The sequence below is a fragment of the Prevotella sp. AGR2160 genome (genome assembly GCF_000424185.1).
Taxonomy (GTDB): Bacteria; Bacteroidota; Bacteroidia; order Bacteroidales; family Bacteroidaceae; genus Prevotella.
The window spans coordinates 75,176-89,368 of record NZ_AUJK01000007.1 but is presented as its reverse complement, the minus strand read 5'-3'; the positions used below and the strand labels follow the sequence as shown (position 1 = coordinate 89,368).

Genomic DNA, 14,193 nt, shown 5'->3' with positions numbered 1-14,193 from the left:
TTTATCCTTCCACGAGTCTGATGAGATCGGAGGCGTTAAAATCCTTGCGGAACGTGATCGTGATATCCTCATCCTTGAAGCCCATTTCCTCGAGCATCGGGACGAGGATACGGGCGGCATTCTCACGAGCCTGATTCGTGAGATTCAGGCGGGGCAGATCACTGAGGATGGCCTGACGGCCCTGTTGCTCGAGTTTAGCCCTCTCAGCATCGGAGAACTTGGAACGTGTCAGTCCGACATATTCTTGTACTTCTTCGTGGTCGATCCGTGTCGCCGTGAGTTCGATCTTCGGGTCGGGAAGGATGATCTCAATCTTTTGTCCCTGTCGACGGATATTACGCTTGCTGAAATCGTTGAAATCGATATAGGCTTTTACGGTGGCGTCGATGGGGATGGCGATCTTCCGCTGGCCTCCGGGGACATTAATTTTGAAGCTGTGACTCATCACGGAGCCTTGCCACTGCAGTTGGTCGTCAGAGGTGATGATTTTCCGCACATGGCATTCGGTGGTATACAGCCGTGAGCACTGTCGGATCTGCATGACCATCAGTGGTACCGTGTCCTGTTTCTGCTGAGTGGTTTCGCTATGGCGGTCCGTGCAGCATACTGTGAGGAGTACCAGAAAGAGTCCCGTGAGGATGGTTCTCGTCTGTTTCATTCGCTTATCTGCTTCTTCATGTTGCAAAATTAGCATTTTTTTAGCAGAAACATGACTTTTATTCAAAAAATCTTTGATTTATTAGCCGTTTGGGTGAAGTTGCGTTTTCGTGGGTGCGTGGCCGCAATAGGACGGCCACGCAAGGAAAATTAGAGAATGTAGGGTATATCAGCACCCTTTATGGGTCATGATGTTGAGAACCATATCGTCGGTGGAGCACATGGCTTCCTTGCCGATGTCGGTGAGGTTGTGGATGCTCTGGTCGACATCCTCGTCGATGATGCCCTCGGCGGCCGTGACATGCTTCCCTTCCATGGCCAGGAGGGCGGAGAGGAGGGCTGTGCTGACACCCGAGCAGATCTTCAGCGAACAACTCGGTTTAGCACCGTCACAGATCATTCCCGTGAGGTTCGCGATCATGTTCTTCACGGCATAGCAGACATGGGTGTAGTCGCCACCCATAAGGTAGGTGATGCCGCAACTACTGCCGATGCTCGCCACGACGCAACCACAGAGGGCACTGAGGCGTCCGAGGCTCTGCTTGATATAGATTGCCGTGAGGTGGCTCAGCGTGAGGGCGCGGATGAGCTCCTCCTCGGTATTCTCGTTCTCGATGGCATAGACGGCGACGGGGTTCGTGGCACAGATACCCTGGTTACCCGATCCGCTGTTGCTCATCACGGGGATCATGGCGCCACCCATACGGGCATCGCAGGCTGAGGCCGTTTTCGAGATGATCTGTGAGAAGATACTGTTGCCGAAGATGCCGTGGGCCAGCGGACGGTCCATGGTCTTGCCGAGGCAGTGGCCGTAGTTGTGTTTTATACTCTCTGCGGCGGCTTTGAGGTTATAGTCTTTCGTGGTGAGGATGAAGTAGATCTCATCGAGGGGTGTCGTTATGGCGAAGTCCCATACCATGCGGAGGTTCAGAGAGATCTCGTCATCGGCCTCGCCACCGTGCTGTTCCCGGCGCTTGTCGAAGGCGACTTTCCCGTCTTTCTCCTCCATGACGAAGTTCGTATGCGCGCCTTGGATGATCGTTGTGGCCTCATGGCTGCCAGCCTGTACCTGAACCTCGATATAGAGTTTCTCAGTGGTGTCTTTGAGCTGGATGGAGATGGGGTTCGTACGGATATAGCTCTTGCCGTCTTCGAGGCTGTCGGGCGTGAGGTCCTTGATGACCTCGAGCTGGTATTCTGACTTGCCGATGAGAGCGCCGAGGGCGACGGCGATGGGCAGACCGATCATCCCCGTGCCGGGGATGCCGACCCCCATCGCATTCTTCAGCATGTTTCCACTGAGCCATACCGTGATCTTCTCCGGCCGGCCCCCGAGGAGTTCCGTGGCACGGGCCGTACAGAGGGCCACGGCCATGGGCTCGGTACACCCCACCGCCGGGACGACTTCCCGGTGGATGAGGCTGATAATCTTTTTTCTCGTATTTTGGTCTAGCATAGAATTATTTGTTGTGTCGGGCGGATTATGATGAATCGTCCCGACTTGATCCAATTGCAGGGGCCGTCCCTTGTGGCGGCCCGATGCCCGTCAGGGCATTCTTTATGGAAAAATTAATGTATTCGGCGTACCTCCGACGGGCCGCCACAAGGGACGGCCCCTGCAAAGGGATTATTTGTTGCGGTATTTCTCCAGTCCGGCGTTGAGGAAGTCGAGGTAGTCGTTGATGTCCTCCTTATAGGAACGGGAGGCGGTGAGGGGATTGCCCTCGTTGTCTACGGCGACATAGAACGGCTGGGCGTTGGCACCGAACTTATGACTCTGGAGGTAGCTCCACTTGTCACCGATGGTGCGCAGCGTGCGCTGCTGACCGTTGTCGTTGACAACCATCGGCTTAGCCAGCGGTGTCTTGTCATCGACGAAGAGAGAGATGAGGACATAGTCCTTTGTCAGCTTTTCGGCGACGCGTGGATCAGTCCATACGGCAGCCTCCATCTTACGGCAGTTGACGCAGCCGAAGCCCGTGAAGTCGAGCAATACCGGCTTGCCCTGGGCCTTGGCGGCAGCCATTCCCTCCTCATAGTTCGTATACTGGGCCTGGACGGTCTTCGTGTTGAGGTTGAAGTCTTGGGTGTTCATTGGCGGGGCGAAGGCGCTGACGGCCTTACAGGGAGCGCCCCAGAGGCCGGGGACCATATAGATGGCGAAGGCGATGGAGCAGAGGCCGAGCATGATGGCGGGCACGGGCATCGGATGGTTGATGTCGCCGCCGATCTCGTCGGCGCGGAATTTCAGCCAGCCCACGAGGTAGCAGCCGAGGGCGAGGAAGATGACGATCCAGAGGCAGAGGAAGGTCTCACGGTCGAGGATATGCCAGCCGTAGGCGAGGTCGGCTACAGAGAGGAACTTCAGCGAGAAGGCGAGCTCGACGAAGCCGAGGACGACCTTGATTTGTGTCATCCACGAGCCGCTCTTCGGACTCTTCTTCATCAGTGTGGGGAACATGGCGAAGAGGGAGAAGGGGATGGCCAGGGCGAGAGCGAAACCAAACATGCCGACGGCCGGGCCGAGCCAGTTGCCGGAGGTCAGCGTCTCCACGAGAAGCAGGCCGACGATGGGCGCTGTACAAGAGAAGGAGACGAGGACGAGGGTGAAGGCCATGAGGAAGATGGAAAGGAATCCCGTGGCCTGGGAGGCCTTGCTGTCGACCTTGTTGCCCCAACTGTCGGGGAGTTTGATCTCGAACCATCCGAAGAAGGAGAGGGCGAAGACGACGAGGAGGAGGAACAGGAAGATGTTGAATCCGGCACTCGTAGCCAGGGCGTTGAGGGCTGAGGAGCCGAAGCAGGCCGTGACGATGATGCCCAGGGCAAGGAAGATGACGATGATGGAGATGCCGTAGGTGATAGCGTCACGTACGCCCTTGCCCTTGTTGTCTTTCGACCGCTTGAGGAAGAAAGACACCGTCATCGGGATGATCGGCCAGATACACGGCATGACGAGGGCGAGGAGACCGCCAAGGAAACCCATGACGAAAAGGTAGAGGATGCCGTGGCCGGCCATGTTGCTGTTGCCACCATAAGCTTTCAGCTGGTCGATGACGGGCTTCCACAGTTGGTCCTCATCAGCCTTGGAGAGGGAGGCTGTGGCAGCACTGTCAACGCGGGCGGCACTGTCAGTCTTCAAGGCTGCCAACGAGTCGGCCTTGGCTTTGGCCAGAAGGGCCTGGGCCTGTGGGTCACCGGCGGCAGCAGCGAGGGCGGCATCGGAGCCGTTGGGCATCGTGGCGTCAGCAGCGGCGGCACCGTCGACTTTCGGGCTCTTGCCCGACTTGTTGATCGTCACGTCCGACGGTGGCATACAGTTCTCATCATTGCAGGCACCGTAGGTGAGGTAAGCGTCGATATGATAATTGGGTTTGGTGAACCTCACTTTCTGTACGAAGGTCACGTTATGCTCGAAATAGCGCAGTTTCATGCCGAAGATCTTATCAAAGGTGGAGATCTCATGGCCGCGTGGCTGCAGTTTGCCGACGAGGGTGACACCATCGAGCTTGTTGACGGTGAGCGTGGCGGAGGTGGGGCCGTCATTGCCCAGTCCGGTGGAGTAGACATGCCATCCGGGCTTGATACTACCTGTAAAGATGATCTCAGCTTCAGCGCTGCCGTTGGTCTTCAGTTGTGAGGAGAACTTCACGGGTTGAAGCATCTGAGCGCTGGCCAAGAGGGTCATCATCATGACCAGAAGAAAGGAAAGTAATCTTTTCATTTTGCTAATACGTATTTTTTTTCTCTTCTCTAAGTAATTGATTGCAAAATTACAACTTTTTTGTTGATTAGATTGCATTATCTAAGAAAAATACGTTTTTTATGCGAAAGAAGGTACTAGGTTTAACAGAAATTATCAATGTAGGGATACTATTTATGATGTTCCGCCTCCTTGTGCTTGCAAAGCGCAAGCACACAACGGGCAAGCCCTATTAGTGGAATAGACATTTTTTCCCCTCCCCTTTGGGGAAGGGGTGGGGCTTTACATGTTTCTCAGCGCGGCGAGGAGTTCCTGGTTCTCACTGCGTTTGCCGATGGTGATACGCAGACAATTACCGCAGAGGCGCACACGGGAGCGGTTGCGGACGATAATGCCCTTGGCAACGAGATAGTCGTAGACTCCCTGAGCGTCGTCCATACGGGTGAGGAAGAAGTTGGCATCAGTGGGGAAGACCTCCTGCACGAAGGGCAGATCGGCGAAGGCCTCCATGACACGTGTCCGTTCCTGGAGGATGATGCTGATCCATTTGTCCACTTGGTATGGGTCTTTCAGCGCTTCCATGGCCTGCTGTTGTGTGAGGAGGTTGACATTATAGGGATATTTCACCTTATTATATAATGCGATGATCTCCTTTGACGCGAAAGCCATACCGAGGCGGATGGCGGCGCAGCCCCAGGCCTTGCTCATCGTGTTGAGGACGACGAGATTCGGATGGTCGAGGATGGTTTTCCGTAGGGATTCCGTTTCTTTTGCGAAGTCGATATAGGCCTCGTCGACGATGACGATACCCTGGAAGCGCTTGATGACATCGAGGATGGCTTCACGGTTGATGAGATTTCCCGTAGGGTTGTTCGGCGAACAGATCCAGATGACCTTCGTGTGGTCGTCGCAGGCAGCGAGGAGCTTGTCGGCGGTGATCTGATAATGGTCGTCGAGGAGGACGGGCCGGTATTCCACGTCATTGATGTCAGCACAGACCTTATACATGCCATAGGTCGGCTCGATGGCTACGACATTATCGATGCCCGGCCGACAGAACACGCGGTAGGGGAGGTCGATGGCCTCGTCACTACCGTTGCCAAGGAAGATATTCTCCGCCGGTACCCCCTTGACTTCACTGAGGCGTGCCTTCAGATCACGCTGCAGGGGATCGGGGTAGCGGTTATAGGGTTGGTTATAAGGATTCTCATTGGCGTCGAGGAACACGTGCGCCTCATGGCCGCTGTATTCATCACGGGCAGAGGAGTAGGGTGCCAGCCGCCAGATGTTCGGCCTTACCAATTCTTGCAGATTCTTCATATCATTGGGAAATTAACCCCATTACAGGGAGCTACCACAAGGGACGGCCTCTGCAATGGGATGTTGGTTATTTCAGGCTCTTCAGGCGCAGGCGCATGGCGTTGGCATGGGCCTCGAGCTGTTCGTTTTCCGCCATACAGACCACAGCATTGCCAATGGAGCGGATGCCATCTTCGGAGAGATGCTGGAAGGTGACCTTCCGGACATAACTGTCGAGGTTTACGCCGTTGTAGGCGAGGGCATAGCGGTGTGTGGGGAGCGTGTGGTTTGTGCCACTGGCATAATCGCCGGCACTCTCACAGGCATATCTGCCGAGGAAGACGCTGCCGGCATTGACGACCTTGGCAGCGAGATCCTCATAGTCCTTTGTGGCGATGATGAGATGCTCGGGTGCATAGCTGTTGCTCAGGTCGATAGCCTCCTGCGTGTCGTGGACAAGGACGAACTGCGAGTTCTCCAGTGTCTTTGCGGCAATCTCATGGCGCGGCAGCTGCGGCAGCTGGCGCTCCACCTCTTCCTTCACTTTCGAGAGCATTTCCTCGGAGGTCGTGATGAGGAACACCTGAGAGTCGACACCATGCTCAGCCTGAGAGAGGAGATCGGCGGCAACGAAGACGGGATAGCTCGTCTCGTCGGCGATGACACAGACCTCGGAAGGACCGGCGGGCATATCGATGGCGACATCATGGAGGCTGACCTGTTGCTTGGCAGCCATGACAAACTGGTTGCCGGGGCCGAAGACCTTATAGACCTTCGGCACGGATTCCGTACCATAAGCCATGGCACCGATGGCCTGGACGCCACCGGCCTTGAAGATCTTGCTCACGCCGGCGATGGAGGCAGCGGCGAGGATGGCGGGATTTACCTTGCCTTCCTTGTTTGGTGGGGTACAGAGGACGATCTCCTTACAGCCCGCGATCTTCGCAGGGGTGGCGAGCATGAGGACGGTGGAGAAGAGGGGTGCCGTACCGCCGGGGATATAGAGGCCGACTTTCTCGATGGCGACGGCCTTCTGCCAGCAGACGACACCGCGGCAGGTCTCTACCTTCTCGCCGTGGAAGACCTCGGAACGGTGGAACTTCTCAATATTGCTGTGGGCCAGCCGCAACGACTGCAGCAACTGCGGAGACACCTCATGGAGGGCCTCCTGAATCTCCTCGTCGGTGACGGCGAGGCTCTGGAGACTGACATGGTCAAATTTCTCCTCGTAGCGCTTCACGGCATCATCACCATGGGCGCGCACATCATCGAGGACGCCTTTGACGGTGGCGTTGAGCTGGGAGACATCGAGGTGCGGACGCTCCACGATCTTCTCCCATTCCTCCCTTGCGGGGTATTTGAGTATGTGCATAGTTTACAGAATCATTTTCTCGATCGGCGTGACGAGGATACCCTGTGCGCCGAGCTCTTTCAGTTTACCAATAATCTCCCAGAACCGCTTCTCGTCGAGGACGGTATGGATGGAGCACCATTTCTCGTCGGCCAAGGGGATGATCGTCGGACTCTTGATACCCGGCAGCACATCCGTGATCTCCTTGACCTTATCCTTCGGGGCGTTCATCATGACATATTTTTTGTCCTGAGCGCTGCGGACGGCCTCAAAGCGGAAGAGCATCTCGTTGAGCACCTTGTGCTTCTCCTCATCCATGTTCCAGTTGCCGATGAGGACGGCCTCACTCTTCATCACCACTTCCACCTCCTTGAGGTTGTTGCTGATCAGGGTGGAGCCACTGGAGACGATATCGAAGATACCGTCGGCCAGGCCGATGCCCGGACTGATCTCCACGGAGCCCGTGATGACATGGATATCGGTGTTGATGCCGTTTTTCTTCATGAAGTTGTCGAGGATATACGGATAGGAGGTAGCCACTTTCTTACCCTCAAACCACTGAAGACCGTTGTATTCGATTTCCTTGGGGATGGCCAGGGAGAGACGACACTTGCTGAAGCCCAGACGTGAGATCACCTGGGCATGCTCGTGTCGCTCAACAAACTCATTCTCACCGACGATACCGATATCGGCAACGCCGTTGGCGACGCTCTGAGGGATATCATCATCCCGGAGATAGAGCACCTCCAGTGGGAAGTTGGAAGACTGAACGAGGAGCGTGCGCTTGCTGGAGCTCACCTTGATGTCTGCTTCTGAGAGCAGATTCATCGTGTCGTCAAAAAGCCGACCTTTTGACTGGACTGCAATTCTTAACATAAAAAACTTGGTTTGTTAAATAAAATCATTGCAAAATTACTCGTTTTCGTTGATATATGCAACATTTTTTGTAATTTTGTGCGGTAAAAACATGATGAAAGAATATTTATCGATAATATTTGCAATTTTTCTCCTCTCTTCTTGTACATCAAAAAAGGAGAAGATCACGACGCCATGGGGTACGACACTGAATACGGATGGTACCCAGGTGGTGTCGCCCTCGGATCATTTCTCCCTTGACGACCTCATCAGTAATGGTGAGATCATCATGCTCACGCTCTCCGGTCCCGATACCTATTATGATTATCATGGTCGTGGCATGGGTCTGCAGTATATGCTCGGTGAGCGGTTTGCCAAGAGTCTTGGTGTCTCCCTTCGCGTGGAGGTCTGTGCAGACACGACAGAGATGATCCGTAAGCTCGAGGATGGCGAGGGCGACATCATTGGTGTGCCGTTGCCCAGGCATGGCAGGGAAAAAGGTATCGGTGGACTGCTGTTCTGTGGTGCCACGATGTCGGAAGGTACGTTGCAGTGGGCTGTAAAAAAAGGCAGTGGAGAACTTGCCGAGGCCCTTGACCATTGGTTCACCCCCGATCTGGTGTCGAAGGTGAAGGCGGAGGAGAAGTTCATCCTCTCTACGGGCGGTGTCGTCCGTCATGTCTATGCGCCGATCCTCAATGCCGGCCGTGGGCTGATCTCCCGTTATGATACCTATTTCCGTATGTATTCCCCGATGGCCGGCGTCGACTGGAAGCTGCTGGCGGCGCAGTGCTATCAGGAGAGTTGTTTCGATCCTAATGCCCATTCTTGGGCCGGTGCCATGGGACTGATGCAGATCATGCCGGCCACAGCGGCCCATCTGGGGTTACCGATGGAGATGATCCATGACCCGCAGTCGAATATCGCCGCAGCCGCCCGTTTCATGGCGGAGCTGCAGGGGAAGTTTGCCGATGTTGATCCATCCCAGCGTGTCTTCTTCGCCCTGGCCTGTTATAACGGTGGCTACTGGCATATCCGTGATGCCATGGCGCTGGCGCGGAAATATGGCCGTAATCCCGGCTCATGGGCTGACGTCAGTGAGTTTGTTCTTAAGTTGAGTATTCCCGAGTTCTATCAGGATCCCGTCGTCAAGCATGGTTATATGCGTGGCCGTGAGACCGTAGATTATGTTGAGCGCATCCGGCAACGGTGGATGCAATACAGGGGGATGTAATAAAAGTAAAGAAGTAAAAAAGTAAAGAAGTAAAAAAGTAAACATAGGGAGATATCCCTTGTGGAGCTTTACTTTTTTACTTCTTTACTTTTTTACTTTTATCTTATCCTTGATCCCCGAGATAGCTGTCTTTGAACCCGAGGAAATAGAGGATGGCGTCGAGACCGAGGGTGTTGATGCTCTGTTCGGCATTGGCGACGACACGGGGCTTGGCATGGAAGGCTATACCAAGGCCGGCCTCAGAGATCATCGGCAGGTCGTTGGCACCATCACCGACGGCGATCGTCTGTGCGAGGTTTACATGTTCCACCTGAGCGATGAGTTTCAGCAGCTCGGCTTTACGATGTCCGTCGACGATCTCACCGACATACCGTCCCGTGAGTTTCCCGTCGTCACCGATCTCGAGCTCGTTGGCATAGACATAGTCGATGCTGTAGCGCTTGCGGAGATATTCCCCGAAATAGGTGAAGCCGCCACTGAGGATGGCGATCTTATAGCCGCAGCGTTTCAGTACGGCCATCAGACGGTCTGTACCCTCCGTGATCGGCAGATGTTCGGCGATATCTTTCATCACACTGACATCGAGACCTTTGAGCAGGGCCACGCGGCGTGTGAAACTCTCCTTGAAATCGATCTCACCACGCATGGCACTCGCCGTGATGGCCTTCACCTGATCACCGACACCGGCACGCTCGGCGAGTTCGTCAATACACTCCGTCTGGATGAGCGTGGAGTCCATATCGAAACAGATCAGGCGACGCATGCGACGGTACATATCATCTTTTTGGAAAGAAAAGTCGATGGCGTTCTCCTTTGACATCCGCATGAGTTCCCCCTGCATCTTCGCACGGTCCTCGGGCTCACCACGAAGGGAGAGCTCGATGCACGACCGTCGCTTGTTCTCTTCGGGATGGCGGATACTCACACGACCTGTCAGACGGAGGATAGAGTCGATGTTCAGTCCTTGTGAGGCGATGATCTTCGTGGCACCGGCAATCTGTGAGGCGGTGAGTGTACGTCCCATGACGGTAAGGATATAGCGGTTCTTACCCTGTTGGCCGACCCAGTCCTCATAAGCATCGTCGGAGACAGCCTGGAAACTGATGTTCACGCTGAGCTCGTTGGCTTTGAAGAGACATTCTTTCATGACCTGCCCGCTTTGACGCTCCTCCACACGGATCAAGACACCGAGGGAGAGTGTGGAATGGATATCGGCCTGGCCGATATCGAGAATATTCGCGTCATGACGGGCAAAGATCTCCATGAACGAGGCTGTCAGACCCGGACGGTCCTGTCCCGTGATGGAGATGAGAATCTGTTCCTTCCGCATAATTTATTTGAAATAATACAGGAACGTGGCCAAGCCCTGCAAAGCCGGCTTCCGCTCCCCTTCTATCTCTATCTTGAAATCAATGCCTGCCTTGCAGATACCGCGGAGGTTCTCAATGCTGGCGAGCTTCGTGACGAGGCGTACACGGGAACCGACGAGGACGGGCTTGCCGAAGCGCATCTTGTCCATGCCGTAGTTGACCATCATCGAGACATTGTTGACCTTGAGGATCTGTCCCCAGAAATGCGGCAACAGACTAAGGGTGAGGTAGCCGTGGGCGATGGTGCTCTTGTAAGGACTCTCCTTCTTCGCACGCTCCACGTCGACATGGATCCACTGGTGATCCAGCGTGGCGTCGGCAAAGGCGTTGATGCGCGCCTGGTCCACCTGCAGCCATTCACTCGTTCCTAACTCCTTGCCCTCGTACGTGGCAAACTCTTCGTAACTATTGATTACTAATTGTTCCATGATGTTTTTGAAAAATGATAGTGCAAAGGTAAAAAATAAAACTGAGATCATGAACGCTTTTCATAAAAACTTGCTAACTTTGCGACGAATTATGAGAAATTGGATTATTACACATCGCAGACTGGCCTTGCGGCTTGCCCTTGTCCTCGTCGTCTCCCTCTTGGCCGTTACGGCATGGTACTGTCTCGTCAGTCGTCAGCATATCAATCAGAATGACCTCAGCAATTACCGTGTCAGCATCCGTCGTGCCACTTCTTATTCCCTCTATGCCGACGGGAAGAAGATCATCGATTTTGATCCTGACACGACGGCACTCGACGGTTGTTGGGAGGATCGTTTCACCCTCGTGCCGAGTTCCTTCGGTCGGATTCTTGTCATCGACGATACGAAGGCGAGGAAGTACCGCTTCCGTGGTATTGATCTCCGCCAATGGCTGGAGGAGAAGAATGACTCCATAGAAAAACTCCTCAAGGATGAAGACGGGATGCTCGATGAGATGCGTTATTATCTGCGGGTCCACAGCGTCCGTGACGAGGGCTTCTCCACCGTCGCCGACCTCTATACGGTGACGAGAACGAAATATGACAGTCTGAAACTTATCTATGACTCTGTCTGTCATCATACGAACAAAAAGAGTAAACTAACCATCCGTTACAATTGCCATTATTATTATGGTAAGGAACGCCTGAAGGTTCTGCCGTCGATCCACCAAGGCTATGTCCTGTTGCAGTCAGTCCACATGCCCTTCCGTGCCATCGGACGTCCGAGACTCGTGGCTCGTCTGTTGGCCTCTTTCTTCTACCGTTCCCGTCCCCTCGATATCGATTGGAGCCTCTTCCCCGACAGCCTGGGGAATATCTACAGTGGCGAGGTCGACAGTCTTGGACGTTATGACGGCTACGGTTGTCTGAAGGAGAAAGACGGCAGCTACTACGACGGGCAGTGGCGTCACGGCAAGCGCAACGGTTTCGGATTCTCCCTCCGTCCCGGTAAGGCCATGCGTGTCGGGGAATGGAAAGAGGATAGCTATCAGGGTGAACGTCTCGTTTACAACAAAGATCGTATCTATGGCATTGATATCTCCAAATACCAGCATATCATGCACAAGAAACGCTATGCCATCGACTGGGCCCATCTGCGCATCACGTCGTTGGGGAGTATGAGTCAGAAGGAGGTGCATGGCACCATTGACTATCCCATCTCCTTCATCTTCATCAAGAACACGGAGGGCCGTACCGTCTTCAATCCTTATTATGCTCGTGACTACAAGGCTGCGAAGGCGCACGGCTATAAGATTGGCACCTATCATTATTTCACCACACGTTCATCAGGCTATCAGCAGGCTATGTTTTTCCTTCGTCATAGCCATGTATCGGCCAATGACCTGCCGCCGGTCCTCGATGTAGAACCGTTGCCGAGTCAGATCCGTAAGATGGGCGGTGTGGCCGCCATGTTCCGGGAGATCCGTACCTGGCTGCGCATCGTAGAGAATCACACGGGCAAGCGGCCGATCCTATATATCAGTCAGATCTTCGTTAACCGTTATCTTGACCGTGCGCCGGATCTCAAACATAACTATCCTGTATGGATCGCCCGTTATGGGCAGTATAAGCCTGATATCCGATTGGTTATCTGGCAGCTGAGTCCAGACGGTCATGTTCGTGGCATTGTCGGTCATACTGACATCAACGTCTTCAATGGCTATCGAAACGAATTTGAACGGTGGGCAATGGGAAATAAGTAGGGACATGATTTATCATGTTCCGTCAAGACAAGGATAAAATAAAAGACAAAGTAACAAATTCTACATATTCTGCAAAGATATGTATAATCTGTTACTCTGTCTTTTTTAGTGGCTGGGTGAGGCTTCTTTTATTTCTTGATGTTTGCCTCCTGCAGTCCGTAGTGCTTCTTCTTGTCAATAATGATGAGGAGGAGACTGAGGACGACGGCAATGACGCCGAAAGTGCAGAAGACACTCATACTCGTTGTGTATGTCGGATCGACACTGTTGAGCTTTCCTATCCACATCGGCACGAGACTCAGACCGATGTTCTGGATATAGAAGATGATGGCATAGGCACTTCCGAGGAGCTTCATCGGGATGATCTTCGGCACACTCGGCCACATGGCGGAGGGTACTAGGGAGAAGGCCACGCCGAGGAGGATCATGATGATCACGGCAAACCAGCCATAAGGGAGGATATGGATGGCGAAGATGAAGTGGATGGCGGCGAGCATTGTTGAGCCGATGAGCATCAGGGTAGCGCCTTTTCCGATCTTGTCATAGAGAGAGCCGAAGAGCGGTGTCAGCAGAATCGTGCCGAAGGGGATAAGGCCCGGGATGATACCGGCGACATTCTCGTTCACGCCGTAGTTAGCGATCATCAGTTTCGTGGCGAACTTCAGGAACGGGAACACGCCGCTGTAGAAGAGCAGGCACAGCAGACAAATGCACCAGAAGCCGGGATTGGTAAAGATCAGGGCGAGGTCACGGAAATGGAATTCCTCATCCTCGTCTTTCTTCTCCTCGTCAGCTTCCTCCTGCTTCAGCGTCTCACCCTTGGCTTCAGCGATACTCTTGTCGAGGCGCTTGTCCATGACGCAGTAGACGCAGAAGGCCAGGAAGCCGATGATCAGTAGCACCATGCCGAGGCAGACGGGAGCGCTGACCTTTCCGCCGAAGGCCTTGGCGAAAGGCAGAGACCCCATGAGGGCGCCTGCCGTGCCGAGACGGGCGAGAGCCACCTGGATACCCATGGCAAGGGCCAGCTCATGTCCCGTGAACCATTTCGTGATGATCTTCGATACTGTGATACCGCAGATCTCGCAGCCTGTACCGAAGATGGCGAAGCCCAGGGAGGCCACGGCTGCCGACATCGGGATATTGCCCTTGTAAATCAGGATGTTCATATAGAAATGGCTGTCGCCGAAGTCATGGCTGACACCGAAGAACTTGATGCATACACCGATGACCATCAGGGCGCAGGCCAGGATACCCGTGAAGCGGATGCCCATCTTGTCGAGGATGATACCTCCGAAGAAGAGCATAAAGAGGAACACGTTGATCAGGCCATAGCTGCCGGAGAAGAAACCATAATCTGTGGAGGTCCATCCGAGGCCGCCGGCGGCGCGGCTTGTCTCTATCAGACTCTCCAGAGGAGACATCACATCGGTGATGAAGTAGCCCATCATCATGGTGAAGGCTACGATGAAGAGCGCGGTCCACCGCGCTCCCTTGCTGTCGCTCAGCAAGTGTTGAATTTTCTCAGTCATAATATTTATTTCTCGTATTT

11 protein-coding genes are annotated in these 14,193 nt (G+C 54.1%); 2 read left to right on the top strand and 9 right to left on the bottom strand.

The annotated features are described in order from the left end of the window. Position 1 precedes the first annotated feature (1 nt). From G604_RS0106435 to hisG, 6 genes are all read right to left on the bottom strand, one after another. The gene (locus tag G604_RS0106435) at positions 2–658 is read right to left on the bottom strand and encodes a DUF4230 domain-containing protein (protein ID WP_028909858.1); all 657 of its coding nucleotides are present in this window, start codon (positions 656–658) and stop codon (positions 2–4) included. Positions 659–826: 168 nt separating this feature from the next. After that, positions 827–2,113: a serine dehydratase subunit alpha family protein gene (locus G604_RS0106430; protein WP_028909857.1), complete on the bottom strand. Its 1,287-nt coding sequence runs from the start codon at positions 2,111–2,113 to the stop codon at positions 827–829. 171 nt (positions 2,114–2,284) lie between these two features. After that, complete coding sequence (locus G604_RS0106425) at positions 2,285–4,381, bottom strand: protein-disulfide reductase DsbD family protein (RefSeq protein ID WP_028909856.1); 2,097 nt, start codon at positions 4,379–4,381, stop codon at positions 2,285–2,287. A 261-nt stretch (positions 4,382–4,642) separates the two neighbouring features. Further along, positions 4,643–5,680, bottom strand: a complete 1,038-nt coding sequence (gene hisC / locus G604_RS0106420; protein WP_028909855.1) for a histidinol-phosphate transaminase — start codon at positions 5,678–5,680, stop codon at positions 4,643–4,645. A gap of 67 nt (positions 5,681–5,747) precedes the next feature. Further along, a complete protein-coding gene (gene hisD, locus G604_RS0106415; RefSeq protein ID WP_028909854.1) occupies positions 5,748–7,031 on the bottom strand; it encodes a histidinol dehydrogenase in 1,284 nt (427 codons plus the stop codon). Positions 7,032–7,034: 3 nt separating this feature from the next. Continuing rightward, on the bottom strand, positions 7,035–7,886 hold the full coding sequence (gene hisG / locus G604_RS0106410) for an ATP phosphoribosyltransferase (protein WP_028909853.1): 852 nt from the start codon (positions 7,884–7,886) through the stop codon (positions 7,035–7,037). Positions 7,887–7,980: 94 nt separating this feature from the next. On the opposite strand from hisG, the gene G604_RS13715 reads away from it, so the two are divergent. Then, a complete protein-coding gene (locus tag G604_RS13715) occupies positions 7,981–9,099 on the top strand; it encodes a transglycosylase SLT domain-containing protein (RefSeq protein ID WP_196801096.1) in 1,119 nt (372 codons plus the stop codon). Positions 9,100–9,202: 103 nt separating this feature from the next. Here G604_RS13715 and serB read toward each other — a convergent pair whose 3' ends face one another. Together serB and G604_RS0106395 are read right to left on the bottom strand one after the other, a co-directional pair. Further along, a complete protein-coding gene (serB, locus tag G604_RS0106400) occupies positions 9,203–10,429 on the bottom strand; it encodes a phosphoserine phosphatase SerB (RefSeq protein WP_028909852.1) in 1,227 nt (408 codons plus the stop codon). A 3-nt stretch (positions 10,430–10,432) separates the two neighbouring features. Next, positions 10,433–10,897 (bottom strand): MaoC family dehydratase, encoded by a 465-nt coding sequence (locus G604_RS0106395; RefSeq protein ID WP_028909851.1) that lies wholly within the window; start codon positions 10,895–10,897, stop codon positions 10,433–10,435. Between the two features lie 91 nt (positions 10,898–10,988). On the opposite strand from G604_RS0106395, the gene G604_RS15510 reads away from it, so the two are divergent. Then, the gene (locus G604_RS15510; RefSeq protein WP_231376072.1) at positions 10,989–12,641 is read left to right on the top strand and encodes a GH25 family lysozyme; all 1,653 of its coding nucleotides are present in this window, start codon (positions 10,989–10,991) and stop codon (positions 12,639–12,641) included. Positions 12,642–12,769: 128 nt separating this feature from the next. Here G604_RS15510 and G604_RS0106385 read toward each other — a convergent pair whose 3' ends face one another. After that, positions 12,770–14,173, bottom strand: a complete 1,404-nt coding sequence (locus G604_RS0106385) for an MFS transporter (RefSeq protein ID WP_028909849.1) — start codon at positions 14,171–14,173, stop codon at positions 12,770–12,772. Positions 14,174–14,193: the final 20 nt, after the last annotated feature.